Annotated in this window: 23 protein-coding genes; 12 read left to right on the top strand and 11 right to left on the bottom strand. The window is 34.9% G+C overall.

Going from position 1 to position 26676, the window contains the following annotated elements; genetic code table 11:
- Window positions 1–5: 5 nt before the first annotated feature.
- Window positions 6–1817, bottom strand: coding sequence for a TonB-dependent receptor plug domain-containing protein (locus BW983_RS18685; RefSeq protein WP_076553388.1), 1812 nt, complete (start codon window positions 1815–1817; stop codon window positions 6–8).
- A gap of 632 nt (window positions 1818–2449) precedes the next feature.
- On the opposite strand from BW983_RS18685, the gene uvrA reads away from it, so the two are divergent.
- From uvrA to BW983_RS18670, 3 genes are all read left to right on the top strand, one after another.
- Window positions 2450–5242 (top strand): excinuclease ABC subunit UvrA, encoded by a 2793-nt coding sequence (gene uvrA, locus BW983_RS18680; RefSeq protein ID WP_076553489.1) that lies wholly within the window; start codon window positions 2450–2452, stop codon window positions 5240–5242.
- A gap of 189 nt (window positions 5243–5431) precedes the next feature.
- Entirely contained in the window at window positions 5432–6205 is a 774-nt protein-coding gene (locus tag BW983_RS18675) for an alpha/beta hydrolase family protein (RefSeq protein ID WP_076553488.1), read from the top strand.
- Window positions 6206–6609: 404 nt separating this feature from the next.
- Entirely contained in the window at window positions 6610–6846 is a 237-nt protein-coding gene (locus BW983_RS18670; protein WP_076553387.1) for a hypothetical protein, read from the top strand.
- Here BW983_RS18670 and BW983_RS18665 read toward each other — a convergent pair.
- Complete coding sequence (locus tag BW983_RS18665) at window positions 6830–7663, bottom strand: helix-turn-helix domain-containing protein (RefSeq protein WP_076553386.1); 834 nt, start codon at window positions 7661–7663, stop codon at window positions 6830–6832. The genes BW983_RS18670 and BW983_RS18665 overlap by 17 nt on opposite strands.
- A gap of 84 nt (window positions 7664–7747) precedes the next feature.
- On the opposite strand from BW983_RS18665, the gene BW983_RS18660 reads away from it, so the two are divergent.
- A complete protein-coding gene (locus BW983_RS18660) occupies window positions 7748–8704 on the top strand; it encodes an alpha/beta hydrolase (RefSeq protein WP_185116875.1) in 957 nt (318 codons plus the stop codon).
- Entirely contained in the window at window positions 8701–9303 is a 603-nt protein-coding gene (locus tag BW983_RS18655; protein WP_076553385.1) for an NAD(P)H-dependent oxidoreductase, read from the top strand. Before BW983_RS18660 ends, BW983_RS18655 begins: the two co-directional genes overlap by 4 nt.
- Window positions 9304–9366: 63 nt before the next feature.
- Here the strand turns inward: BW983_RS18655 and BW983_RS18650 are convergent, their stop codons facing one another.
- Window positions 9367–9999, bottom strand: coding sequence for an NAD(P)H-dependent oxidoreductase (locus BW983_RS18650; RefSeq protein ID WP_076553384.1), 633 nt, complete (start codon window positions 9997–9999; stop codon window positions 9367–9369).
- A 208-nt stretch (window positions 10000–10207) separates the two neighbouring features.
- Here BW983_RS18650 and BW983_RS18645 point away from each other — a divergent pair, with 208 nt between their 5' ends.
- Window positions 10208–10567, top strand: a complete 360-nt coding sequence (locus BW983_RS18645) for a winged helix-turn-helix transcriptional regulator (RefSeq protein WP_076553383.1) — start codon at window positions 10208–10210, stop codon at window positions 10565–10567.
- A gap of 21 nt (window positions 10568–10588) precedes the next feature.
- Here BW983_RS18645 and BW983_RS18640 read toward each other — a convergent pair whose 3' ends face one another.
- From BW983_RS18640 to BW983_RS18630, 3 genes are all read right to left on the bottom strand, one after another.
- Window positions 10589–11353 (bottom strand): hypothetical protein, encoded by a 765-nt coding sequence (locus BW983_RS18640; RefSeq protein WP_076553382.1) that lies wholly within the window; start codon window positions 11351–11353, stop codon window positions 10589–10591.
- Between the two features lie 2 nt (window positions 11354–11355).
- Window positions 11356–11844 (bottom strand): MarR family winged helix-turn-helix transcriptional regulator, encoded by a 489-nt coding sequence (locus tag BW983_RS18635; protein ID WP_076553381.1) that lies wholly within the window; start codon window positions 11842–11844, stop codon window positions 11356–11358.
- 138 nt (window positions 11845–11982) lie between these two features.
- On the bottom strand, window positions 11983–12831 hold the full coding sequence (locus tag BW983_RS18630; RefSeq protein ID WP_076553380.1) for an AraC family transcriptional regulator: 849 nt from the start codon (window positions 12829–12831) through the stop codon (window positions 11983–11985).
- Window positions 12832–12904: 73 nt separating this feature from the next.
- On the opposite strand from BW983_RS18630, the gene BW983_RS18625 reads away from it, so the two are divergent.
- Window positions 12905–14284 (top strand): MFS transporter, encoded by a 1380-nt coding sequence (locus BW983_RS18625; RefSeq protein WP_076553379.1) that lies wholly within the window; start codon window positions 12905–12907, stop codon window positions 14282–14284.
- Window positions 14285–14323: 39 nt separating this feature from the next.
- Complete coding sequence (locus tag BW983_RS18620) at window positions 14324–14713, top strand: hypothetical protein (protein ID WP_076553378.1); 390 nt, start codon at window positions 14324–14326, stop codon at window positions 14711–14713.
- 62 nt (window positions 14714–14775) lie between these two features.
- Here BW983_RS18620 and BW983_RS18615 read toward each other — a convergent pair whose 3' ends face one another.
- Window positions 14776–15933, bottom strand: a complete 1158-nt coding sequence (locus BW983_RS18615; RefSeq protein ID WP_076553377.1) for an MFS transporter — start codon at window positions 15931–15933, stop codon at window positions 14776–14778.
- A 202-nt stretch (window positions 15934–16135) separates the two neighbouring features.
- On the opposite strand from BW983_RS18615, the gene BW983_RS18610 reads away from it, so the two are divergent.
- The 3 genes from BW983_RS18610 (at window position 16136) to BW983_RS18600 (ending at window position 18355) form a co-directional block, all read left to right on the top strand.
- Window positions 16136–16981 (top strand): helix-turn-helix domain-containing protein, encoded by an 846-nt coding sequence (locus BW983_RS18610; protein ID WP_228409036.1) that lies wholly within the window; start codon window positions 16136–16138, stop codon window positions 16979–16981.
- 245 nt (window positions 16982–17226) lie between these two features.
- The gene (locus tag BW983_RS18605; protein ID WP_139329314.1) at window positions 17227–17676 is read left to right on the top strand and encodes a hypothetical protein; all 450 of its coding nucleotides are present in this window, start codon (window positions 17227–17229) and stop codon (window positions 17674–17676) included.
- A 55-nt stretch (window positions 17677–17731) separates the two neighbouring features.
- On the top strand, window positions 17732–18355 hold the full coding sequence (locus tag BW983_RS18600) for a GNAT family N-acetyltransferase (protein WP_076553375.1): 624 nt from the start codon (window positions 17732–17734) through the stop codon (window positions 18353–18355).
- A 109-nt stretch (window positions 18356–18464) separates the two neighbouring features.
- Here the strand turns inward: BW983_RS18600 and BW983_RS18595 are convergent, their stop codons facing one another.
- Complete coding sequence (locus BW983_RS18595; RefSeq protein ID WP_076553374.1) at window positions 18465–19472, bottom strand: T9SS type A sorting domain-containing protein; 1008 nt, start codon at window positions 19470–19472, stop codon at window positions 18465–18467.
- A gap of 170 nt (window positions 19473–19642) precedes the next feature.
- On the opposite strand from BW983_RS18595, the gene BW983_RS18590 reads away from it, so the two are divergent.
- Window positions 19643–22978, top strand: a complete 3336-nt coding sequence (locus tag BW983_RS18590) for a DEAD/DEAH box helicase (protein ID WP_076553373.1) — start codon at window positions 19643–19645, stop codon at window positions 22976–22978.
- An 88-nt stretch (window positions 22979–23066) separates the two neighbouring features.
- Here BW983_RS18590 and BW983_RS18585 read toward each other — a convergent pair whose 3' ends face one another.
- The 3 genes from BW983_RS18585 to BW983_RS18575 form a co-directional block, all read right to left on the bottom strand.
- Window positions 23067–24368: a T9SS type A sorting domain-containing protein gene (locus tag BW983_RS18585; RefSeq protein ID WP_076553372.1), complete on the bottom strand. Its 1302-nt coding sequence runs from the start codon at window positions 24366–24368 to the stop codon at window positions 23067–23069.
- A 386-nt stretch (window positions 24369–24754) separates the two neighbouring features.
- On the bottom strand, window positions 24755–25255 hold the full coding sequence (locus tag BW983_RS18580; RefSeq protein ID WP_076553371.1) for an endonuclease V: 501 nt from the start codon (window positions 25253–25255) through the stop codon (window positions 24755–24757).
- Between the two features lie 162 nt (window positions 25256–25417).
- The gene (locus tag BW983_RS18575; protein ID WP_076553370.1) at window positions 25418–26455 is read right to left on the bottom strand and encodes a M28 family metallopeptidase; all 1038 of its coding nucleotides are present in this window, start codon (window positions 26453–26455) and stop codon (window positions 25418–25420) included.
- Window positions 26456–26676: the final 221 nt, after the last annotated feature.

Here is a 26676-nt window from a genome sequence, read left to right as displayed (position 1 = left end):
AACGATTACTTAATATCAATATTGTAAGAAAACCCTATATGAAACCATCTTTGAGGCATTTGAACGCCAAATGCTTCCGTATATTTTGTATTGGTAATATTATTAATCAAAACATAGACAGAATAATCTTTCTTAGCAAAGCTCAACTTCTCATCCACCAGCTGATAAGTTCCTAAATTTACTCTTTCATTATATCTGTATGCAACTTCATTGGTAAAGTGTTTAAGAAACTTAACTTCAAGTTTTGTAATAAACTGGTGTCTCAGATTATCCAGAATATACCTTGAAACAGATTCACTCGGCTCGTTATATTTACTGTCGATATAAGTATAACCAACCGTATATTTCAGCCAATCCAGTACTCTGTGATTAACTTCAGCTTCTACTCCTTTCACCTTGATATCTCCTACATTTCCTGCAAACCAGGTATTATCATTAATATCTTTTTTAATCCAGTCAATAGAGTTTTTTGAATCTCTTAAAAACCCACTCACTTTCGCTAACAGGTTTTTATTCTGATATTGATATCCTATTTCTGAAGAGATTGCATTCTCAGGTCGTAAATTCGGATTTCCGTGCTCTGTTGGGCTTATATAATAAAGTTCTGTAAAGGTAGGAACACGGTGCACTTTGGCTATATTTCCGTAGATTTTACTATTAGGAGTAAAGTTGTATCCTACATCAAGCCCCGGATAGAAAAAGTTTCCTTCTTTGGAATAATTTGCCCACGAAATCCCTGGGCTGATGTTTAATTTTTTATCAAATAATGAGAAATGATGCTCGAAGAAAACCTGCGATACAAAACGGTTAGGGTTTCCAAGATTGCTGCTCACTAAAAGTTCTTTTCTCAGTTCCACACCTACTCCGGTTGTTCCCAATCCCCATTGATAACTTGAGTTCACTTCTCCACCTACATTATTTCCGATGTGCATATTTCTATACCCATTAGGGTTTTGTCTGGTATAAAGGTACATATCCTGCCCTCTTCTCCAGTACACATTGGAATTAAGCTTTAGCTTCCCAAAAGTCTGCTGATGCGCCACACTCACAATGGAAGCTTGCATTTCCTCATATTGGTCTCTTGCCTTACTTGATGCATAAAAACCATTCGCTCCGAATTTCTTCTCAGAAAAACCTGCCTGGATTCTAACATCACCATCTTTAATGTTCAGCTTTCCCTGGTAGAATACATTTCTGATCTCATAATCTGTATTATACATATATCCCTGTGACGCAGAAGAATTTGCCTGAAGCGTATTAGAGAACTTTTCATTTCCCATCTGCGCATTGAAGCCTAATCCGTACGAACCGTTATCACCACCTTCAGCAGTTATTTTTACACGTTTTCCGATGTGTGTTCTTGTAATAACATTGATTACACCGGCATAGGCATTCTGTCCGAAACGTCGTGCTGCAGGACCTTTTATAATCTCAATTCGTTCCACATCTTCAAGATCTACAGGAAGATTCATGGAATTGTGCCCTGTCTGGGAATCATTCATTCGAACCCCGTTCAGTAGTAATAAAACCTGTTCAAAAGAACTTCCGCGGAATCCGATATCACTCTGTACACCATTCGCTCCTCTCCTTCTGATATCCATTCCCGGTACCTGCTGAAGAATTTCATCAATACTTTTGGAAGGAGAATTTGCAATTTCTTCTTTAGTAATTACCGTAATATTCTGATTGGCGCTTTTATATGGTGTAGAAATAAATTTCCCCTGAAATTCAATGCTTTCTATATCTGTAGTCTTTTCCTGTGCATTTACCCAAAGTAAAGATCCCAGAAAAAAAGCACTTCCTATCTTTTTGATCATAATCGTTTCCGTAGTTTTCTTTTAACAGGATTCAAAAGTAAGGGAGTTCGCCAAGACAGGCAAATGATAGTTGTCATAAAAAAAGACACAGCATGAATGCTGTGTCTATGTTTTTTTGAGGGTAGTTCTATCTTTTTCTCATTAAATGTGTAACTAGATCTCTGAATAATTTTCTCATTTCTATATTACATATTTATGAATGCAATTTTAAATAATTTTAAAACACAAAACAATACCTCAATAAAAAAACATAATGACATCCCCTGCGCCATTTATAATAAGAGCAATTAACAAAATAAGTCCACGAAATTCAATTATATTTTGCTTTTTCAAGGATGATAATTTACACTTGACATCTTATTTTTCTATTCAACATATATAATTTTAGAAATATCAAAAGCATAAAATTTTCGCTAAAATTTTCGTAATTTTGTGGGTCTTAATTTTACGATGAAAACATTCTTTTTCAATTGTATTTTTGGACAACTATTTTTAAATATGTTGTCTTTAATCAGGTGATTCAGAAATTAATTTACAAGTTTAATTGATGACATGCTCTGATATTCCAGGGCAAAACACCATTAAACTGACAGCAATATTGCTGCACAGTTACTTTTATGAACAAACAAAATATGGCTAATACTACAGAAATAGACATAAAAAAACAGATTTTCGTTAAGAATGCTCACCTTAACAATCTGAAACATATAGATGTACTGATTCCTAAAAATAAACTGATTGTTATTACAGGAGTTTCAGGAAGTGGTAAATCATCTCTTGCCTTTGATACGATTTATGCAGAAGGACAAAGAAGATATGTTGAAAGTTTGAGCTCCTATGCCCGTCAGTTCTTAGGTAAATTAGAAAAGCCTAAAGTTGATGACATTAAAGGTCTTGCTCCGTCCATTGCGATCCAACAAAAAGTAATTTCATCCAATCCTCGTTCTACGGTGGGAACGTCTACCGAGATTTATGATTATATGAAACTTTTGTTTGCAAGAATCGGAAAGACATTTTCGCCGGTTTCTGGAGAAGAAGTTAAGAAAGATTCAGTTTCTGATGTGGTTGACTTTATCAAGGCTTCCAAAAAGGATACTTCTTTTTTATTGACGGCACCATTGGAATATGATGTTGATAATTTTAAAGAAAACTTAAACATTCTTAAGCTTGCCGGTTTTACAAGACTTGAAATCAATGGAAATGTAGCCGGAATTGAAGACCTTGAGAGCTTCGGATTTACTCCGGAGAAAGGGATGATAATCAATCTTGTTATTGACCGTTTTTCCTATGAAGAAGATGAGAGCTTCTTACAACGACTTGCTGACTCTATTCAGATGGCATTTTATGAAGGACGTGGCTATTGTTCTTTAAAAAATACAGACACTGAAAAAGTAAAAGAATTCTCCAATAAGTTTGAACTTGATGGAATTGAATTTCTTGAACCGAATGTTCATTTTTTCAGTTTCAATAATCCTTACGGAGCTTGTCCGGCTTGTGAAGGTTACGGAAAAGTAATAGGAATTGATGAAGATCTTGTGATTCCCAATAAAACTTTATCTATTTATGAAGATGCCGTTGTATCCTGGAGAGGTGAAACGATGAGTGAATGGAAAAAAGACTTTATTAAAAAAGCTGGAGACTTCCCTATTCATAAACCTTACCACCAATTAACCAAAGAACAAAAGAATTTCCTTTGGAAAGGTGACGGTAAAAGCACTTTCCCAAGCATCAATAATTTCTTCAAAATGCTTGAAGAAAACCTTTATAAAATTCAGTACAGAGTAATGCTTTCCCGTTACAGAGGAAAAACTCTTTGCCCTACGTGTGAAGGGTTAAGATTACGTGAAGAAACAAGCTGGGTAAAAGTTGACGGACATAACATTCAATCCATGATTGAACTTCCGTTGGATGAACTGGCTCCAATGATTAACAGCTTACAATTATCCGATCATGATAAAGAAGTTGCGAAAAGGCTTTTATACGAAATCACAACCCGTCTCGAATTTTTATTAAAGGTTGGTTTAGGATATTTAACATTAAACAGAACATCCAACACCCTTTCCGGAGGAGAAAGCCAAAGAATCAACCTGGCAACAAGCTTAGGAAGTTCTTTAGTAGGTTCCATTTATATATTAGATGAGCCTTCCATCGGACTACACTCTAAAGATACTGAGAACCTCATCGGAGTCCTTAAAAACCTTCGAGACCTTGGAAATACAGTTATCGTGGTAGAACATGATGAAGATGTGATGCATGCCGCTGATTATATCATCGACATCGGTCCTGAAGCTGGTTATCTTGGGGGTGAACTGGTATTTGCCGGAGATTATAATGATCTGAAAAAAGCAAATACTTTAACATCAGAATATCTTACGGGAAGATTGGAAATAGAAGTTCCGAAGAAACGTAGGAAAGCAAAAGAATGGATTCATATTAAAGGTGCTCGTCAGAATAACCTTAAAAACATAGATGTAGATGTTCCTTTAGAAAGTCTGACAGTGATTTCCGGAGTTTCAGGAAGTGGAAAATCTACTTTGATGAAAGAAATCCTTACCAATGATATTCAGATTCAATTGGGAATGGGAGGTAAAAAAGGAGACTACGATTCTGTAGAGTTCCCTAAAAAACTCATCAAAAATATTGAACTGATTGACCAGAACCCTATTGGAAAATCTTCCCGTTCCAATCCTGTAACCTATCTGAAAGCTTATGATGACATCCGTGATCTTTTTGCGAAACAGAAAGTTGCCAAAATGATGGGTTATAAGCCAAAACACTTCTCTTTCAACGTAGATGGCGGAAGATGTGATGAATGTAAAGGTGAAGGAGTCATCAATGTTTCGATGCAGTTCATGGCTGATATTGAGCTTGAATGTGAGGTTTGCAAAGGAACACGATTCAAAAGTGAAATCCTTGAAGTGAAATTTGATGAGAAAAGCATCTCTGATATCCTTCATATGACCGTGGATGAAGCATTGGCATTCTTTAAAGATAATAATGAAGAAAAGATTGTTACCAAACTGAGACCTTTACAGGAAGTTGGTTTAGGATATTTACAGTTAGGACAAAGCTCTTCTACCCTTTCCGGCGGTGAAGCACAGCGTGTAAAACTTGCTTCATTCTTGGTAAAAGGAGTAACGACGGATAAAACATTATTTATCTTTGATGAACCTTCTACAGGTCTACATTTCCATGATATTCAGAAATTACTGAAGTCGTTGCAGGCATTGATTGATCTTGGACATTCCGTGATTGTTATTGAACATCAGCCTGACATCATTAAATGTGCGGACTATATCATTGATATTGGTCCGGAAGCAGGAAAATACGGTGGTGAAGTTGTTTTTGCAGGAACACCTGAGGATTTAACGAAAAATAAAAAGTCTTACACCGCAAAATACATCAAGGAAAAACTTGAAAAATAAATACAGACAGGGAGCCAATGAGCTCTCTGTTTTCATTTTAGCCAAACTGATTTAATTTTTATTTTTTTACCACGAAGGCACGAATATCTTTTATTAGTGGTGTATTTGTGACGATGAATACAATAATAAAGTTTGTATATTAGGATCAAATTAAAACCTATCTTGGTACAACTTATAACCAGTGTAAATATGAGATATATCCAAACACTCATTCCATTTTCCTCTCTTTTATTTCTCATCAATTGCTCCGTAAAGAAAAATATCAGCTCAGATAAAGATTATGAAGTTAAACGAGACACCTTAACCTTATTTGACCAAAGCAGAAATAGGAAGATTCCCGTTGCTTATTATTTACCTAAAACCAGTAAGAAAATCCAGAATCAACAGATTATTATCTTTAATCATGGTTATGGATTCAACAAAGGCGGAGATTATTTTGTCTATTCTTATCTGACAGAAAAACTAGCTTCAAAAGGATATTTTACCGTAAGTATTCAGCATGAGCTGACCACTGATCAACTTTTACCAACGGAAGGAAACCTGCAAATTGTAAGAAGACCTTTCTGGCAAAACGGTTCTGATAATATACTTTTTGTATTGAACGAACTCAAGAAATCAAACCCGGAAATTGATTATAAGCATCTAACTTTGATTGGACATTCTAATGGTGGTGATATGATAGCTTTATTTGGAAATCAGCACCCTAATTTAGTTTACAAAATTATTACAATGGATAACCGGAGAATGTTTCTTCAGAGAACCACTGTTCCTAAGATATATTCTTTACGTTCCAATGATTATCCTGCCGATGAAGGAGTTCTTCCGACTCAAACTGAACAGGAAAAATACAAAATGATCATACAGCCTACCTCGATCAATCATAGTCATATGGATAATAAAGGAAATGATGAGGAAAAGAAAGTATTAAATGAATTTATCTTGAAATATATTGATGAACGATAATATTTAAATTGATCGCTCAAAGAAGTGGATCATAGAATAAATTAAGAGTTATATAAAAAAGTACAAAAACTTGTAAATTTTAACATTAAATTCATATTCCGTATTAAAAATATCACTACATTTACTATGTAATAAACATCGAATTGGAAACTTTATTTGCTTTTCTTACTACTATTGAAATTGCAATTAAATTTGAAATAAAAATTTAAGCACAGCATTGTCGGCTGTGCTTTTTTATTGTTGTCTAATTAAAAAAATGAGATGTCTTATCTACTGAATTCGCTCCTAAAGAGCGAATTCTTTTATTTTAATCATCTTGTTTGTTCGGAAATTTCTAAAGTAATATTAAACTTAGAATAAGATTCACGATCTTTGCCCGAAATTAATGTACAGAAGCCTTAAGAATGGAAGAATTTGAATTACCTGTAACTTATAAAGGGAAAGATTTGCTTTTCAACGTAAGACTAGCCACATTCACCTATGGTTATAAATTCTATGTAGAAATAGAGGATAATGAAGTGGTTTTTGAACGGGATGATGAAGGAAATCTAAGAGCTATCGTTCCTGAGACAACATCAGGAACTGTTATAGAAAAAGGACTTATTGAAGCTATTATTGAGGTTTTCAGCAACTCATTGTAAGCCTGAAAGTTTTAAGACTTTTGCCTTTATGTCTTTTAAAAAATTTATTGATGTGGCTTTCATCAGCAAACCCAAATTCATCAGCAATCTCATGCACTCTTTTATCACTGAACCTTAATCTATGCTCAATCAATCGTATTCTGTAAGAAGAAATATACTGCTGAATAGATTCATTACATTGTTTACGGAAGTAGCTACCAAGATAAGTTGGGGATAACCCAAACTTTTGGGCAATAATTTCGACCTTCAAAAGACCGGGAGTACGGATATTTTCCTGAATATAATCCAGAATTTGTAATATACGAATATCTGCAACAGCAATGAGATTCTGAGGTTTGACAACTGCAATATTCCTTGCTGCAATTACAATAACGGCATTTACAAGATGGCGGATAAGGTCTTCATTGTACACAGATTGGTGTTTCAGTGTTTCTTGCAGGTTTTGCATCAGTAGATCAACCATTCTCTTATCATCATTATTTACAAGAACTGAACCTGACAGATGGGATGCATAATATAAAAGACATTCAATATGATCTATGCTCTTCCATTGATATTCGCGAATATAGTTTTCACCGAAGCGGATCACCATAAATTCACACATTCCATTCAGATAAAAACCATGAGAATCATTGGGAGTGATAAGAAATAGATCACCCGGATAATAGGCAATTCTATTTCCGTTCACCATATGCTCACCATCTCCGGATAATACATACACCATTTCAAAGAAGTTAAATTGCCTGTCACCTAGCGGGCATTCATCAATCTTTTCATAAAAAACTTCAAGGGACTGATGTATATTTTCTCTTGCCATACTTCAAAGATACCTAAATAGCCTTAAAATATACCTGTTTTCATCACTTTTATCAGTCTATTTTTGCTGTATAAATTCAGAATTATGACAGAGAAAATAGATCCGGAACTTTGGCAAAGCATCATCAACAGTCCATATAATCAAATTAATTATGAAAATCTTTTGATTCATGATCCTTCAAAAATCAGAGAAGAAGAAATGAATGTATCATTAAAGGAAGATCCTTTACCTATTCCCACTTTGCTATCTGTAGAGAATATTCACATTCCATCTTCTGATCCATTACGAAATATCAGATTGAGAATATATAAACCCAAAGGACAAAATGATTTACCAATACTCCTTTATTTTCATGGTGGAGCATTTATATATGGGACTCCTGAACAATACGACTTTATATTCTTTCGCTTAGCCCTGGATGTAAATATGATGATTGTTTCGGTGGATTACCGTTTGGCTCCTAAACATCCTTTTCCTGCAGCGATTGAAGATGGATACGATGCTTTATTATGGCTTTCCGAAAATGCAAACCAATTACATGGAAATAAAAATAATATCATGATTGGCGGAAGCAGTGCCGGAGCTACCATTGCAGCTTCTATTACTCATTGGATAAGGGATACAAAATCTGTTGAAATTCAACATCAGTATTTACTTTATCCTCCAATGGATCATCATTTAATAACCTCATCAATGAATAAATTAGCAAATGCGCCTATGCAAACCAAAGTCTCAGCTCAATGGATGTGGAAACATTATCTTAACAATCAATTGGAACAGCCTCCTCAATATTCTGTTCCACTAATGGAAAAGAACTTTAATAATCTGCCTGATGCCACCATTATTGTATGTGAATTCGATCCATTGAAAGATGAAGGAAAAGCATACGCGAAAAGGCTACAGCAAGCAGGTACTCCGACACATCTGATAGAGATTGAAAACTCAGTCCATACTTTTGATTTTTTCTCATGTTCATTATCAGAAAGATTCTATACAAAACAAGTTGAATTGTTCAAACATATATTAAATAAGAAAAAATGAAGAAAATAGTAGTGATCAACGGGCATCCTGATAAAGAAAGTTTTAATGCAGCTTTGGCTCATGCTTATATCAGTTCTGCAGTAAATTCAGGGGCTGAGGTACGATATATTGCAATTGGGGAATTGAATTTTAATCCTAATCTACAGTTTGGGTATCGTCAGAGAATGGAACTGGAGCCGGATCTTTTAAAAGCACTGGAAGATATTCTCTGGAGTGAGCATCAGGTATGGATACATCCGATTTGGTGGCTTGGCATGCCAGCTGTAATGAAAGGTTTCTTTGACAGGGCTTTCCTCCCGGGAATAACTTTTAAAAGGAATAAAAAAGGAGAAAGTGAAGGATTACTGAATGTAAAATCAGCAAGAATCATTACTACAGCCGGGGATGTTTCCCTGAAATTGTATGAAGAAGAATATCAGTCAAGTGGTCTTATTCAGTTACAAAAAGGCATTTTAGAATATTGTGGCGTCTCTTCCATTGAAAATCATTTCATAGGACCTCTTTATGAGCTTGATGTGAATGACCTGAAAAGATGGTTGAACACCATGAAAGAAATAGCTATTGCAGACTCTGTTCTACAGGAAACGATTTCTAATTGAAATACAGCCCTATATTTAAAAGGAGGTCACTAAGACCTCCTTTATTTTTATAATTATTTGATTTTAATTAAGCTCAATAAAAAGTTCTTCGTTCGACCTTCTTACTTTTTTCAGTTTTCCCCACCAGTCAGTGTCTTCATCTTTATATCCCAATACCATCATTACGGAACTCTTTAAGCCCTGTTCCGGCAGATTAAGCAATTCATCTACAGCGTCATTATCAAAACCTTCAATTGGGGTAGCATCAATTTTAAGATCTGCAGCTGCCAGCAAACCGAATCCCAATGCAATATAAGTCTGTTGTGATGAGTTCAGAAAATGATCTGATTTTGTTTTCCTGCTTAGCATATCCAATAAATTCAGACGATAATCATCTGTAGCCGCAGAAGGTAAATTTCTTTCTTTGTTACTGAATTCAAAGAAGGAATCTACTCTTTCCGGAGTATATTCGTCCCATGCCGCAAAAACCAGAATATGAGAAGCCTGAACAATCTGCTGTTGTTGACAGGAAATCGGTTGTAGTTTTTCTCTAAGTTCTTTATTGGTAATCACAAATACTTTAAAAGGCTGTAAACCTGAGCTTGACGGAGCTAAGCGGATGGCATTCAACACTTGTTCTATTTTATCCTTCTCAATAGTCTTTCCGTTGTAACTTTTTGTAGCAGACCGCCAATGTAATGCTTCCTGTAATGACATAATTTTAAATTTTACTTATTGTATTCTGAAAGACGATCATTATTTCCCAGACCCTCTTCCCTATTTCTACAATGCAAAGTTAGCTGGTTTTCAGTTGCAATAAGATACCTGTTACCTTTTAGTAACCAGTTACCCAGAAGTAACCAAGTAGCTTTTTGGGGTATTCTGTCAAATCAAATTTGTAATTTTGAAATATAATTCTCAAAACATGAAAAAAGAAAAGATAGAGCTGGATCCTGAATGTAAAAACCACATCCGTGGCGTAAGAGATACCATCTATTTACTTGATGGAAAATGGAAAACCATTATCATCAGTCATCTGTATTATACGGGAAGAATGCGCTTTATGGATTTGAAAAGACAAGTTGATGGTATTGCTGCCAAAACTCTTTCAAAAGAATTAAAAGTTCTGGAAATGAACAACCTGGTAAAGCGTACTCAAAATAACACAATGCCTGTAACCGTTGATTATGAGCTCACGGAATTTGGGAAAAGTCTGCAAGGTATCATTGATACTATGGGAGAATGGGGAATAAAATATAGAAAAGAGTTGTTACAGAATGAATAATATTTTATGTAAACATTTTTCTTACTCAAAAACCACATAGTTTACCTTATCTACACCTGTATTTCCTGTTTTTGCATGATAGGCATACAAGGTAAGTTCATAATTTCCAGCTGTATTAATCATATCACTTCCTTCAAATAGATTGGTGGAAACCCATGACAGATCAATATTCTTAATAAACTTTCCGTCTTTCTTCAAAATCCCTTTTACTTCAATTTCATCAGAATTCCAGATGCCGCCTTTTTCGATCACACAACCGCACATCATCACAATATTTGCCTGAAACAGAAAAGGTTTGTTTTTAATCGTATTCAATCCGATATATTGATGAGTTCTGGGCTTCAGAATATCAATAATGTATCCAGGGATTTCAAGAATAATTCCTTCTCCTAAGATATTTTTTCCGGGGATCAGCCACATTTCAGTGCTTACAGCAGCCTGCGCTTGTCTGTTACTTAATGGGGAAATCACCTCGATGGTTACAAATGTAGGTTCATCAATGTCTACGGTTGCCAAAAAGCCTCCCGTTTGTTCATCTGCAATTGAATTTCCTCTTACCTTAGGTGTTTTCATGATCAAATCTGTGTTTCCTGTACTTCCGGAAGTATTTCCTTCTGCCAGAATACGTTGATTCAACTTATTTCGAATGATGATATGAGCGCCTCCTAAAGAACTTCCAATAAACTTAGCATCCTTTGCTTTTGCTCTGATCATCACCTTCGTCTCTGTAGCAGAAACCATAAGACTGGAAAACAATAATGCAGTAGCGAGAAAAAGTGTTTTCATGATTATATTGATTTTAAATATTCATTTTTAAAACGATGGTGGAAAGATTCATTTTTCAGCTCCTGATCTATAGCATCGAGGTAAGAAAAAACAGACAAGTCCTCTGTTAATAATTTTAAAATAGCTTTTTCACAACTATCCCAGATCTTTTCCAGCTGAGGAAGCATTTCTATAGCTTTGGGAGAAAGTGAAATCATCTGCTTTCGTTTATCTGTCTTATCTTTTGTGATCATGAGATAGCCTTTCTCTGTCATTTTCTTTACAATAACAACTACAGACGGATGAGAATATCCCAGTGGTTCTGCAATATCTGTAATGGAGATCTCCCCTCTTTTTTGCAGTAACATAAAAACGAGATACCAGTTCGGTTCTACATCTACTCCAAACTCCTTATAGAATTTCCTTACATCGTGTGACATTCTATCGCTGATTCTTTTTAGTCTGCTATCCAATGCTTTGTATCCTAATTCTTTAATAAAGTCAAAATCCATCTTAAAAATATTTAATGTAAATATATAAAAAATACATAGTCAACTATATAGTTAATTATATTATTTAACATTAAGTTTAAAATCATAAAAATCAACAGCTTATAAAATCAAAAAAAAATAGCCCTTACGACTACTCTTTTATTTATTTCTCTTTCTGAATTCTCCGGGCGTAATCCCTCTGTATTTCTTAAAAAGCTTGGAAAGATGGCTTTCATCACTGAACTGGAGTTCATAAGCAATCTCACTAAGCCGAATACTGCTGTATTTCAAATATGTTTCTACCAGCTTCAGCCTATAATCCAATAGGTAATCCTGATAGGAAACTCCTGTTTGCTGCTTAAAATATTCCCCGAAATAATTCCCTGAAATTCCAAAATGATCTGCAATAGACTGAATACCCGTCTTTTCTCTGTCTTTTATATTTTGCTGAATATAAGTGATGATCTTCATGATGGAGAAAGCCTTTCTATTCTCCTGTAAATCTGAAGTTTCGCTTTGAATGATATTACGTGCGATAAGGTTAAGAAGAATGGAAATACAATTTCGAATAATAAGATAATCCTCTGCTCTATTTTTAAATTCTCTGGCAATCTGAAGAATGAGTGTCTCTGCAAAAGCTTCATCATTCTTATTTCTGAAAATACATCCTGCACGAGCGTGGTAATTATTGCTGATATACTGTAGTTTGTACAGATTTTCACAACTTTCAATACGGTCTGCTTCCAAACGTATCTTATCAATAAACTCAATAGGACATTCAATGCTGATCAAAACGGCATCTTCACTTTCAAAACAATAAGACTGCTGCTGCGGAATAATAAAAAGCTTTCTTTCTGTAAACTCAATATTGCGTTCGTCATACAACAATTCACCTTTGCCTTTAACAATATAGACAAATGAAAGAAATGATTTTGTATTGAAAATAATTTTTTCTCCTGCAAGCTCTATTTCCTTCACTTTGATCCCTTCAAGATGCAATCCTTTCATATCAGCACTATATTTTCCTCCAAAAGTACAATTTTAGCAGAATATCCAGAGGTTAATTTTGCATAAAAAAATTATGAACACTTATCCAAAGCGATGGCAGGCGCTCAATTTCTTAATTGCCGGAGCTTTTCTTTCACCATTGGATTATTTTATTGTGAATATGGCACTCCCTTCTATCAAGAATGCTTTCAAAGCAAATGATCATCAGTTGCAAATGGTAGTTGCTATCTATGGGCTTACTTATGCTGCTCTTGTGGTATGTGGCGGAAGACTTGGTGATCTTTACGGACGGAAAAAGATTTTCACATTGGGACTTTACACTTTCTTATTTTCCTCTCTTGCATGTGCTTTCTCTCCTACTGTTACATGGCTTATCATAGCGAGAATGTTTCAGGGAATCGGAGCTTCATTACTTGCCCCTCAGGTTTTGTCATCTATAAAGGTTCTTTTCAATAGTCAGGAACAGCCTAAAGCAGTAAGTCTTTTCAGTTCTGTATTCGGACTTGCTTCTGTGGTCGGACAACTGCTTGGTGGGTTACTTCTCAGTATGCATTGGGGAAATTTTTCCTGGGAAATGGTGTTCCTTGTCAATGTACCTATTACGATTCTTTGCATCACGGGAATTCACTTCACTATGGATAACAATCATAAGGAAAGGAATTCAGGAATTGATCTTAAAGGCTCTTTACTACTAATTATTTCATTATTAATGCTGATATTCCCACTTATTTTCGGACAGAAATACCATTGGGCATTATGGTTATTTGGTATTATCCTGATGGGTGCATTTTTATTGACTATATTTTTAAGATATGAAATGAATCTGTTGAAAAATAATAAACCGATACTCGTGGATCCTACATTATTACAACACAAGCCCTTTGCATTATGTCTTTTAATCCTCTTTTTTTACAATTTTACGGCAGGTTTGTTTATTTGTTATCCTTATTATTTACAACAGTTTTTACATCAAACCTCTATACAGACAGGACTTGCTATTATTCCTTACGGTCTTGCCTTTTTTCTGGGACCGTTGATTGTCTCTAAAGTAAAAATTTCCCCTCATAAGCTGATCTATATTGGTCTTTTACTTTTAATGGGAGGTTTTATTTTTACTGCACTGAACTTTCACTTTCAAGGAAAACCGTCTTTCATAAGTCATCTTACTTTATTCATGGCAGGATTAGGACATGGAACCATTATGCCGGTCATGATGCGTACAGCGATTACTTTTACCACAAAAGAAAAGGCAGGACAGGCATCTGGTCTGGTAAGCATCGGAATGCAGATAGGAAGTGTAACGGGGGGCGTTGTTGTAGGAACCTTATTCTTCAATCTGATCGATACCTTTGGTTTTCCGGAGGCTTTTGCATTCGCTATTGGACTCATCGGAGCCATTCAAATTGTTGGAATATGGGGAAACAGCAAACTGGGAAAATATATTAACGGCTAATCATTACAAACAATAAAAAATACCATAATTTTTAAATCTATGAACAACACAGAAAAAATAACTAAAGAATTAAATGAATTTTGTGAGAATATTGAAAAATGGTTTCGCGGTAACGAAAAGGATCAGGAAGCTTTATTAAAAAAAATTCTTTCAGGATTCTCTCCTGATTTCAAAATGATTAATGGAGATGGAAATACCGCTACTTTATCAATGTTTTCAGAATGGCTTCCCTCTGTATTCGGAAAGTTCCCTGAACGAAGTGTACAAATTGAAAATATTCAGATTCATCACTCTGAGCATCATGGATTGGCAACCTATACTGAAATTCAGACTACAGAAGGTATAACAAACAAGCGAAAGTCTTCAGCAATTTTTGTTTTAAATGCAGAAAAAGCATTGTGGTTCCACCTTGTAGAAGACTGGATATAATACAATAAGGACTGTTTTCGGAACATTGAAATTCTAAAAACAGTCCGTTTATTAATATTTAATTATTTATTCCTAAAGACCTGCATCTTACCAGCCATAAGGGTCAATAATATTCCAAAACAGGCAAAAATTCCATAAGAATATCTAAGATCAAAAGCTTCCGCGATATATCCGATCAGCGGAGGACCAATCAAAAAGCCTAAGAATGAAATACTGGATACAAATGATAAAGCAATACTCGGTGCAACTGTATTTACTTTTCCGATAGTACTGTAAACCGACGGAACACTTAAAGATCCTCCCAGCCCGACAATCATAAATGCAATGACACAAATCCATAGTTGAGGAAAGAAAATACTCAGGAAAAGTCCTGCGCTCATCATCATACCACAACACTGTAAAACCGTTCTTTTTCCATACTTTTCAATAATACGGTTTCCAACGAATCTACCTAAAGTCATCATTAAAATAAAACTCGTATATCCCAATATGACAAGATTTTCAGGAGCTTTCACTATCGTTTGAAAATAGACACCACTCCAGTCAAACATAGCGCCTTCAATCGCCATACTCAAAAACCCAATGATTCCCAATCCCACCAATGTAGGGTTTACCGATTTAAAAATAGATCGCGTATTCGGCTCAGTTTTATGAATAACATTCGTCAGATGATTTCTACTGTATAACCAGATCAGCGTAACAAGGATAAAAATAAATACAAAATGAGGAAATGTTTCCATTTTTAAGTTGATAACAAGCAAACCTACAACCGCACCAATCAATCCAGCGAAACACCAGGCACCATGATAAGATGAAAGCAATGTCCTTTTAGTTATTGATTCTATTTCGATTGCCTGTGTATTGACCGCAATATTGCAAAGATTTCCAAAAACACCGAAGAAGAACAGAACAACGCCCAAAATCCAGTAAGAAGGAGCAAGTCCAATCAATAAAAGAAAAGCAGGATACAGTAAAAAACAATACTTAATAATTCTACTGCTTCCATATTTACTGATCATTTTTCCTGACAAAACCATTGTGGACAACTGCCCAATAGGCATCAGAAGAAGAAGTGTTCCTAACTCTGCTTCATTGATGGAAAGAGCATTTTTAATGATGGGAATACGGCTCGCCCAGGAAGAAAAAACAAGTCCGTGAGCGAAAAAAAGTAAGAAACAAGCGGTAGGCATTTTGGCATTAAATGATTCTTTATCGTGCATGACAACAGTATATGATTAAAATTTCCGCTGCGAAGTTAGGCACACTCTTCCAATAAAAGATATTCCATTTTTGCTATTTTATATTCCATTTTAAACAACGCTTTTAAAAAGAAAAATTAACTGCTTACATTTGTCCAGAAGTTGATGAGGAAATATTATTATCAAACTTTAAACGTACACCAAGAAGCCATCCACCTGTGAAATGATAGATATTAAACCAAAATTTGAAGGATTATATATTGAAAAATATAAAGCTGATGGGATTGCAGAATTTCAGAAAAGAAGCACTAAACTTAATAAATTGTTACTTTGTTTTGTATCAGCCGGCAAACTGAATCTGCACATCAACGGACTTCCTTTTAATATAGATGATCATTCTGTGATCATGCTTCTCCCCGATACAGATCTGGCAAACGTCTCCTGTAGTGACGATCTGGAGCTTTCAGTTTTCTATATTTCTCTGGACTTTATCAGCACCTACAGTTTTCTAACAGTCCTTTTGGCAAGTGACGAAATTAAATTCAACCCAGCAATACAGGTAGAAAATTCTGCCAAAAGGCTTATCTGGTCTACCGTAAAACTTATACAGGATTACAACTCAAGAATTAAGGAAGAAAGCACTCCGGAATCTGTTCAATATCTTCTTTATGCTCTTCTTGAACTTGTTTCAAAACTTTATCTCCCGGTTATTAAGAACAATAGTCTTTTACAAACCAGAAGTCAGGATATTATTGAACGTTTTTTTGAATTACTCAATGAACATGGTCATCTTCAGAGAAGCGTATTATTCTATTCTGACCAGTTACATCTTTCACCGCAATATTTAAGCAGTCTTATCAAAAAAGAAACCGGAAAACCGATCAAGCAATGGATCAGCTATATCGTTATAAAGCATGCCAAGGAACTTCTCAAAACAACCTCGCTTTCTATCAAGGAAGTCAGTAATCAGTTGCAGTTTGTAGATTCATCCCTTTTTTGCCGTTATTTCAGACGTTGTACAGGAATCACTGCCAATACATACAGAGAAAATTATAAAATCAAAAAATAAGCAGAAGACAATAGGTTAAAGATAGAGTCTTAGTGAGTTTTTTGTAATTTAGACCTCAGAAAAAGAAACTATTTATGCCAAGGAAAACACTGTTATTGTCTACTATTTGCTTATTATTTTTACATTGCAAAAAAGAAGAAACACTACAACAAAACATCATTCAAGATACTATAAAACAACAAAATACGAACCTTTCTCATCAAGAAACACAAGATAATTCCCAAATTAAAACAGTAAAATCATTTTTGAAATGGTATAGAGATAACGAAGAAAAACTCTATAATTTCAATACTATAAAAGGTGGAATTCTGGAACAAAATGAAACTCCGGCAAATTATTATGTAGATTTTGACGCGGTAGAAAAAGAAATCAAATTTATGGAAAGCAGTAATTTGTTTTCGCAAAAATTCCTGTCAAATTACAAACAAAATTATGTAAAAGGTGATGAGCATTTCAAAAAAGACCCTGCTAACGACGGACCACCATTCGGCTTTGATTATGATTATTTCTTTAAAACTCAGGAAGATTACCAATCTGATCTGAAAAATATTGAAAATATAACATTTACTGTAAAAAAGATCAATGATCAGCAATATTTCGTAGAATTCCATTTGAAAAACTGTGGTATGACCTACCAATATACTCTGAGCAAAAAAGACCAATGGCAGATTGATTCCATTGAAAACATAAGCTAAATGGCTTAATATTTTAAAATCATTTTTATTCAATCAACTATAAAAAACTAAACCTATGAAGGAGAAATGGATACCATACCCAACCATTCTGGAAGGAACAACCATTGAATTGATTCCTCTTGAAAAAGAACATCTTGAAGAATTATATACAGCCGCTGCAGATAAAGAACTTTGGGCAAATATCCCTTCCGACTGCTCAGATAAAGAACTTTTTTATAAAAACTATGAGTTTGCCTTGTCCGAAAGAGAAAACGGAAATCAATATCCTTTTGTCATAAGAAATAAACAAACGAAAAGACTGATAGGTTCAACAAGGTTTTTTGAGATATATCCTTCTGATAGAAAACTTGAAATCGGATGGACTTGGATTACAAAAGAGTTTTGGGGAACCAGCGTCAATCTTGAATCTAAATTACTACTGCTTACTTATTGCTTTGAAACACTAAAAACCAATCGTGTTCAGCTAAAAACCAAAGACAATAATTTCAGATCAAGAAAAGCAATTGAAAAAATTGGTGGAGTGTTTGAAGGTATTTTACGCAAAGATAAAATTCAACAGGACGGAAGCACGAGAAATGCCGCTTATTACAGCATTCTGGATAATGAGTGGAATACTGCAAAAGTAAAAATTGAAACTCAGATCAAAGAAAAGCAAAATATTCATCACCAGCAATCATAAAAAAATCAGGCGCAGAAGTGAAACAACTTTACGTCTGATCATAACATTCACACATATTTCATGAAAAAGCACTACAGAAACATCATTTTTCCATTTCTGTATAAACCACCTATTTTTTTATAATTTTCTTTGAAACAAAAGTTCCATCTTTCAATTCTCCCTGAAGCAGATATACTCCTTTCGGCAACTTTGAAATATCAATATTTCTGGAATTCTCTGTGGTTAAAACGGTTTTCCCTTCCAAGGTAGTAATCAAAACCTTTTTAAAAGCCTCTTTTGACGATAAAGCGACAATATCCGAGCTAGGATTCGGATACAGTGAAATCGCCGATTTTTGATTACTCAAATCAACTGTTGACAGTACATCTGCATCAAGGTAAGACACCGTTTTGGCAATATTTGTAGTTCCCTGAAGAACAAATGTGTTAATAGCAAAGCTAAATACAGTACCTGCCGACTGACTTACCCATTGATAAGATTCATTCGTATAAGTTGCTGTCATAGGCGTAGGAGTACTGAAGATCGTCTGTGTTGCCGTTCTCATTCTTTTTATCCTCAAAACATTGGGATACGTTCCTTTAGGCGTTATTACAGTTCCATAGCCATCCACGGTATAGCTTACCTGACCTGTTTCATTCGTGTTTCCTATTGCTGTTGAGACACTGTTAAATTCATACGCATCATCAAACTGCTGTAAATAAGTAATCGGAAACTTATATTCAATCAAAGGATTCACATAAGTAACGGTCACATCTCCCAAAGCCGGTCCGGAATAAGAACCTATCATTGTAGCTTCAGTATCCGTCATAATATTAAAATCATGCGTATCCATAGAATTTGGTTTTGTAATCCTGTTCGCTCCGGGAAACCTGAAACAATTCGTTTGTCCCGGGCATGTATTGGTTACAAAATCCATAGCATTAGTTCCTGCATACACAGAGAAATCCCAGGTAACATTTGCCCCGGAAGGACCTGCAGTGATGGAAGTTCCGGTTACATCTTCAGATTTTAATGAAATCGTAGTGTTAATATGATCTACACCAGATCTTGGTATCGAGGGCTGTGCATAAGCCATTATTCCGATCATCAGGAATACAATAAAGTTTAACTTTTTCATACTATTTTGGTTTAAGGTTTGGTTCAGATTCTCAAATTAAAATTAAGAATTCTCCATGAAAGGAAATATTTTTCATCTACCGAATACACGCTTCATTCTACAAACTGCTTTACAATAAAAACCCACTCATCATTCGCTTGTTTTTTGTAATTTTGTCTTTATCAATTTTTATGGCAGAATACATCCTTGAAAACATTAATATCAGCACCCTTTCCGTATATGATCTGTTGAAGCATACTACAGAAAGCTCATTTGTTAGTATCAAGGACTTTCGTGAGATCTATCCGGTTAATATTGAAATCAATACAGGAATATTTACCAAAAACTCTTTGCAGGAATTTCCGATGGTCACCATAAGCCGTATAGGCAGTTCACTACTCTGCTCATGCACCTGTAACCATCCTAAAGACAAACTTTGCTCGCATCAGGCGGAAATCATCCATTGTATTCTTGAGGATAAAAATTACCTGATCTTCTTTGATGATACGTTTCGCAGAAAAACATTAATTCCTAAGGCAAAAGCTTATGGTTTGGAAAACGAACCAGACCTGGATACCTATTTTCAGCTTGAATGGATAAACGAAAAGCTTGAAATCTCATCGAAAATCAAAGAAATGCTGCCTCTGGATGATCTTATGTTTAAAAGAGATCTTCTTCCTCAGTTACCTTCTAAACTGGATAAGCTTGCTGCTCTTGAAACAGGAAAAAAACAGATATTGGTCATCGGAACACACCGCTATTACAATCATCTCGTATTTTCCCTCATGGAAGCGGAAATCACTCAATCCGGTAAGATTAAAAATCCGGTAAACGCTGTAGATGCCATGCAACTGATCTGGAGAGCAGAAAAACCTCAGGAAATAAAATTCTATACAGCCATTACTGCTTTTCAGAACAACTATAATGAAGAATATAATGCTGCAGAACTGGAAGCATTAAAACTTATTGTAAAAAATCCTTTGGGACTGGACGTCTACTATCACGATCGGGATATTGCAGAAACTGTCTCTTCCAAGTCATTACTTCCTATTACACTTAACACTTTAGATGCAGAAGTTCAACTATCTGTATTTAAGAAAGATCCTTTTTATGAAATAACAGGAGAATTACAATTCAATGACACGTCTATTCCTTTTAAAAATGTGATTCTCAGAAATGAATATTTTATATATAACTCAAACACTTTCAACTTCGTAGACCACCCAGACCTGCTTAGAATAATCAAATTCTTTAAGTCAAATAATGAAATCTTATTGGTTCATTCGTCCAAATATGAAGATTTCATGACCAATATTTTAGCTAATATTGAAGATCATATCCATATAAATTACAGCTACATACAACCTGCAACGAAAGCACAACTTAAAGATAAGGATTTTCATATTGAAAATGTGATTTACCTTCGTCAGCAGGAAAATTATATTGGCATCACACCCGTCATGAAATACGGAGAAGTTGAAGTCCCCGTATATTCCAGAAAGCAAATTTTTGATACAGACCAAAACGGAAATGTATTCAAAATAGAAAGAAATGATGCAGCAGAAGCACGCTTCACTTCTCTGGTAATGAAACAACATCAGGACTTTGAAGAACAAATGGACGGATACCAATATTTTTATCTTCACAGAGATAAGTTTCTGGATAATAATTGGTTTCTTGAAGCATTTGAAACATGGAGAAACGAAGGAATTGCCATTCTCGGGTTTAACGAACTGAAAAATAATAAACTAAACTCACACCGCGCTAAAATCAACATTCAGATTACAAGCGGATTGGATTGGTTTAATGCTAAATTAAAAGTAAGTTTCGGACAAAAAGATGCTACTCTTAAACAACTGCATAGAACAATTCGAAATAAGAGTAAGTTCATACAATTGGATGACGGAACCCTTGGAATTTTGCCTGAAGAATGGCTCGATAAGATTGCCACTTACTTCCAGGCTGGAGAAATAGATGAAGAACTATTAAAAATTCCAAAGATCAATTTTACTGAAGTTTCTTCGCTTTTCGAAAAAGAAGTATTAAGCACTGAAGTACAGAATGAAATCTCAACGTATTCTTCAGCCTTTTCAACAGGCAAAAAGATCCCTGAAGTAAATATTCCGGCTGAATTACGTGCAGAATTAAGAGATTATCAACATGAAGGGCTCAATTGGCTGAATTTTCTTGATCGTTATAACTTCGGTGGCTGTCTTGCCGATGATATGGGATTGGGAAAAACACTTCAGATCATTGCTTTTATACTTTCTCAGAGGGAAAAACGTGGGCATACAACCAGCCTTATTGTAGTTCCTACGTCCCTTCTTTTCAACTGGCAGGATGAGATCAGCAGATTTGCTCCTTCCATCAAAGTATTATTGCATTATGGTTCAGATCGTCCGAAATCGGCATCTCACTTTTCAGATTACGAGGTTGTTTTAACCAGTTATGGGATGCTTCTTTCGGATATTAAGTTTCTGAAAACGTTCAATTTCAATTATGTTTTCCTTGATGAATCTCAAACCATTAAAAATCAAAATTCTGAAAGATATAAAGCAGCACGTCTTCTTCAATCCAGAAACAGGTTTGTATTAACAGGAACGCCTATAGAAAACAGCACATTTGACCTCTATAGCCAGCTTTCATTTGCCTGTCCCGGGTTATTAGGAAGCAAACAGTCTTTTAAAGATATTTATGCCATTCCTATTGATAAGTTTGAATACAGCAAACGCGCGCTGGAGCTTCAGCAAAAGATAAAACCATTTATCCTTCGAAGAACCAAAAAGCAGGTTGCCAAAGAACTTCCGGAAAAAACGGAAACTGTTATTTACTGTGAAATGAATTCTGAACAGCGTAAAATATACGACGCTTATGAAAAGGAACTTCGTGAATTCATAGCTGCTAATGATGACGATGATCTTAACAAAAACAGTATGCACGTTCTTACAGGGCTTACAAGACTCAGACAGATCTGCAACTCCCCTGTGCTTATTAAAGAGGGATATTCAGGCGAAAACGCTGTAAAAATTGAAATTCTGATGGAACAGATCCTTGGAAAATCCAAAGATCATAAAATTCTGGTATTCTCACAGTTTGTGGGTATGCTTGATTTGTTGAAACCGGAACTTGAGCGCCACGGAATTCCTTTTGAATATCTCACAGGACAAACTAAAGACAGAGGTGAAAAGGTTGCTAATTTTCAGAACAATGAAAATATCCGTGTGTTTTTAATAAGCTTAAAAGCCGGAGGTGTGGGCCTTAATCTTACGCAGGCAGATTATATTTACCTTATAGATCCATGGTGGAATCCTGCCACAGAAAACCAAGCTATTGACCGTAGCTACCGTATCGGACAAACTAAAAACGTGATTGCAGTCCGCATGATCTGTTCTAATACAGTGGAAGAAAAAATTCTTACATTACAGAAAAAGAAAACCCAACTGGCTCAAAATCTTCTTAAAACGGATGGTGGTAAATTTCAGGGATTATCTAAGCAAGATCTTCTGAATATCCTTGAACCGAATTAATATTCAACATTTTACAAAACAAAACCGACAGATAAAATCTGCCGGTCAAAAAAACAAAAATTGATATGGATATGATTAGATATGTGTTTTACTTTTTGATCACTTTTTCAGTGGTCAGTTTCTTATCTTTTGTAAGAATCTTTATCAGATAAGTTCCAGGAACAAAATTGTTCATATTTACAGTTTCAGAATTCCCCTCCGAAAGCTTTTGTCCTGAGATATTATAGATTTCGTACTTCTCCAGTCCTTCTTTCATTTTGATGGTTACAGCTCCTGTAGTAGGATTTGGATATACCTTTACTTTCACTGAAGAATCTTTAGCCACCTCTGATGTTGAAAGACTTTCCGGCTGAATATTGATTGTATAATCTTCTGCCTGTCCAATAAACCAACCGGAAGGACATGGAAGATTTTCCAAAGTTCCCATCCAGGAATTTGATTCATAAGCTTTTACTATTCTTAAACGGGTATTTCCTAATAAAGAATTGGCAGGAATTGTAATCATTCCGGAAGTAATCCCGGATTGATGTCCTGAAACCGGATCTGAATTATCCAGATATCCCAGATTGAATTTTTCATCAGCATCAAACTGATTATTATGGTTAAAATCAATATAAGCATATGCAGAAACCGTGGTCTGCCCATGAGTTCCTCCCGTTACCGAAATAGGATAAGTATTTCCTCTGTTTGCGTTAAAAACGGTACCTGTAAAGTCTTCAATAGTCTCTGAACTTCCATCAATAGAGCTGTCATTACTTAACCCATTAAAATCTACACGGGTTATTTCACTTACTGTAAGGCTTGTTACATTTTCAGCTCCGCAATAAGGGGATGGGAAACCAACTGTATTTCCAGTGATATTCACGGTATAATCTTCGGTCTGCCCTGTTCTTAAATTATCACATGCTGTATTGATTGAACTTGGCGCATTAGGATCTGAATACGCAGCCAGATTACTGTTTTTAAGAACTCTCATTCTTGTAGTACCTGAAGAAGCATTGGCAGGCACATTAATTGTTCCGTCTATGGTAAAAGCATTCGCCGGAGTTGCCGAATTCAGTTTTCCTATGTAAAAACTCTCTCCAGCATCATCAAAGTTTCCGTTTCTGTTGAAGTCTATGAAAACCACAACATCGCTTGGAAACGAACTGGATGGTCCTTTTACAGAGATCTGGTAACTATTCCCAGCCAATAGATCTGTAGACATCGAAGTAAAATCTTCGTAATCGGGAGTTATCCCGGATTGAAACGGGGATGTATTGTTTATATTTCCAAAAGTGACATTGGTAATCATGTTGCTGTCAGCTCCGTATTGAAAAGTTGGGGTACAATATTGTGCCTCCATCAATGAGCAGAGAATGACAGCAGAAAAGGTAGTTAGTTTTTTCATTGAGTTCTTAATTTGATTGAGGCAAATTTATATTTATTTAGAATCAATAAAAATAAGAAAGCAATGATTTTTGTCAGTTTAATAAAATTTAAATGGAAATACTATTTAGGAAAGTGAAAGAAGCATTTATAAATCAATAAATACCAATACTTTAATTAAATTAATATTCAGTAATAAAAATTTTCATTAAAAACATAATCAAAACTATCATTCAGGAGCTTTCATGAACGAATTTTATGAATAGTCATAACAATAAGTATTTAATATAATACAATCAAAAATCTTATATACAATAACTTAAAGCAAACAATCTAATTAATTACTTTAAATAAAATCAAAAAAAGATAAAGTGAAAATAAAATAATAAACAAAGTATCAATACTCAATTATTCCCTACTCAGCTGATCAAGCTTTTTAAGTAAAGTAGGAATTCTAAAAGGTCCATGCATCTTTTCAACATTAAGACTAGCATGATCTACATTCATTCCTTTGGCTGTAACAAATAATGGCGTTTTACTTTCCCCACGCAGTACATTTCTCCTTTCTGAATCAGGAGAAGTAAATTCATTCTTAGCAATTCCAACTACAGGATACTTTCCTTGCAAGGCTTCATAAAGATATCCTCCTAGACCTATTTTGCCCTCGTTATTAAGAGTGACATAGCCATCCACAATGATAATATCGTCTTCTTTTAATACAATTTTTTGCAATAAACTTAGAATACAAGGTAATTCTCTTTTATAAAAAGCACCACTTTCGTATTCTGAGCTTACAGGGATTTGTTCAGTAAAAGTTTCTATTTCATGAGTAGAAGTCCAGTCTTCAAATGCAATACACACAGTATTCGCATAGTCTTCGTAATAGTAACTATCAAATGCGTAGATCATCTCTGATTAATTTAAATTGCTAAAGTAAAGATAAGGCTGGAGCATGTAAACTCCTAAGATTAATTATATAATGCCACAAATACACTATAAATAACTCGTGCATCCGTGGCATTAAGCATCACTCTAACACTGACTTAAAAGACTGTGTAGATAATTCTGGATTTATTTTCTATCCACTACAATTCTTTCTTCTCTGTTGGCAATATCCCATGCTGTAGTAAAAATCAGCTGGGTTCTTTTTTCCAACAAGTTATAATCAATCTTTTCAGGATCATCTGTTGGCTTGTGATAATCTTCGTGAATTCCATCAAAGAAAAATGCTACAGGAACATTATTTTTAGCAAAATTATAGTGATCTGAACGGTAATATAGTTGCTCAGGATCATTAAGGTCATCGTATTTATAATTCAGTTCAAGATTATTAGTCCTTTTATTTGCAGCTTCATTGATCACTTTAAGCTGAGTGCTTAGCATATCCGAACCAATCACATAAACATATTGTTTCCCTCTGTTTGCCGGATCATCACGTCCAATCATATCAATATTAAGGTCTACAACTGTATTTGCCAATGGAAAAACAGGATTATCTGTATAATATTCAGATCCAAATAGACCATGCTCTTCACCGGTTACATGAAGGAACAAAACAGATCTTTTAGGACCTTTTCCTTTATTTTTCGCTTCCTGGAACGCCTTTGCCATTTCCATTACAGCTACAGTTCCGCTTCCGTCATCATCAGCACCGTTATATACTACTCCACCTCTGGTTCCCACGTGATCATAGTGTGCAGAAACAACAACGATTTCTTCCGGTTTTTCGCTTCCTTCAATAAAAGCAAGAATATTTTCAGAATCCGGAAGATTTCCGCCACCTCTTTTCTTCATAAAATCAGCCGGAACTTTCTGATAATAAGAACCTAATGTTTTCGGATATGAAACTCCTAAGTTTTTATAATAGTTAACAATATATTCCCCTGCTTTTTTCTGCCCTTTACTTCCCGTATCTCTACCTTCCATCTCATCAGAAGCGATTACATATAGATTTTTCTTTAAATCTTCTGCTTTAATCATTTTGTAGGCATGCGTAAAGCCTTTGTCATGTTTAGTAGAAATAGGATGAGAGGCTCCGTCAGAAACCTGAGCTGTACTACAGCTTGTCATCAGAGCTATAGAAAATAACGGAATAAGTAGTTTTTTCATAAAGAATAAATTTCTTAAAAATAACAAATTTTATTGACTCCTGAGATTTAAAATAAAAATCTTACAGAATAGCGATTGCTTATCCATCATGGTTTTAAAATAAATAAAAACTTCATCATCTCCACATTGTATGATCACTGAAAAGTAAACACGAAAACTGAATTTCACTAAAGAAAATAAACAATTCATCAACACTTCAGAATAAATCCATCAAATCGTTA

Source organism: Chryseobacterium ureilyticum (assembly GCF_900156735.1).
Taxonomy (GTDB): domain Bacteria; phylum Bacteroidota; class Bacteroidia; order Flavobacteriales; family Weeksellaceae; genus Chryseobacterium; species Chryseobacterium ureilyticum.
Note: the sequence above shows the minus strand (reverse complement) of the source record. Positions and strands in the feature narration are given on the sequence as shown.

Bases quoted from the DNA above. Each gene is read 5' to 3' on its own strand.
- BW983_RS18665 (WP_076553386.1), bottom strand. From the start codon at position 7,663: ATGGCAAGAGAAAATATACATCAGTCCCTTGAAGTTTTTTATGAAAAG.
- BW983_RS18610 (WP_228409036.1), top strand. From the start codon at position 16,136: ATGATAGATATTAAACCAAAATTTGAAGGATTATATATTGAAAAATAT.
- BW983_RS18585 (WP_076553372.1), bottom strand. From the start codon at position 24,368: ATGAAAAAACTAACTACCTTTTCTGCTGTCATTCTCTGCTCATTGATG.
- BW983_RS18640 (WP_076553382.1), bottom strand. From the start codon at position 11,353: ATGAAAACACTTTTTCTCGCTACTGCATTATTGTTTTCCAGTCTTATG.
- BW983_RS18630 (WP_076553380.1), bottom strand. From the start codon at position 12,831: ATGAAAGGATTGCATCTTGAAGGGATCAAAGTGAAGGAAATAGAGCTT.
- BW983_RS18660 (WP_185116875.1), top strand. From the start codon at position 7,748: ATGACAGAGAAAATAGATCCGGAACTTTGGCAAAGCATCATCAACAGT.
- BW983_RS18575 (WP_076553370.1), bottom strand. From the start codon at position 26,455: ATGAAAAAACTACTTATTCCGTTATTTTCTATAGCTCTGATGACAAGC.
- BW983_RS18650 (WP_076553384.1), bottom strand. From the start codon at position 9,999: ATGTCATTACAGGAAGCATTACATTGGCGGTCTGCTACAAAAAGTTAC.
- BW983_RS18635 (WP_076553381.1), bottom strand. From the start codon at position 11,844: ATGGATTTTGACTTTATTAAAGAATTAGGATACAAAGCATTGGATAGC.
- BW983_RS18655 (WP_076553385.1), top strand. From the start codon at position 8,701: ATGAAGAAAATAGTAGTGATCAACGGGCATCCTGATAAAGAAAGTTTT.
- BW983_RS18580 (WP_076553371.1), bottom strand. From the start codon at position 25,255: ATGATCTACGCATTTGATAGTTACTATTACGAAGACTATGCGAATACT.
- BW983_RS18685 (WP_076553388.1), bottom strand. From the start codon at position 1,817: ATGATCAAAAAGATAGGAAGTGCTTTTTTTCTGGGATCTTTACTTTGG.
- BW983_RS18675 (WP_076553488.1), top strand. From the start codon at position 5,432: ATGAGATATATCCAAACACTCATTCCATTTTCCTCTCTTTTATTTCTC.
- BW983_RS18625 (WP_076553379.1), top strand. From the start codon at position 12,905: ATGAACACTTATCCAAAGCGATGGCAGGCGCTCAATTTCTTAATTGCC.
- uvrA (WP_076553489.1), top strand. From the start codon at position 2,450: ATGGCTAATACTACAGAAATAGACATAAAAAAACAGATTTTCGTTAAG.
- BW983_RS18595 (WP_076553374.1), bottom strand. From the start codon at position 19,472: ATGAAAAAGTTAAACTTTATTGTATTCCTGATGATCGGAATAATGGCT.
- BW983_RS18620 (WP_076553378.1), top strand. From the start codon at position 14,324: ATGAACAACACAGAAAAAATAACTAAAGAATTAAATGAATTTTGTGAG.
- BW983_RS18600 (WP_076553375.1), top strand. From the start codon at position 17,732: ATGAAGGAGAAATGGATACCATACCCAACCATTCTGGAAGGAACAACC.
- BW983_RS18645 (WP_076553383.1), top strand. From the start codon at position 10,208: ATGAAAAAAGAAAAGATAGAGCTGGATCCTGAATGTAAAAACCACATC.
- BW983_RS18670 (WP_076553387.1), top strand. From the start codon at position 6,610: ATGGAAGAATTTGAATTACCTGTAACTTATAAAGGGAAAGATTTGCTT.
- BW983_RS18615 (WP_076553377.1), bottom strand. From the start codon at position 15,933: ATGCACGATAAAGAATCATTTAATGCCAAAATGCCTACCGCTTGTTTC.
- BW983_RS18590 (WP_076553373.1), top strand. From the start codon at position 19,643: ATGGCAGAATACATCCTTGAAAACATTAATATCAGCACCCTTTCCGTA.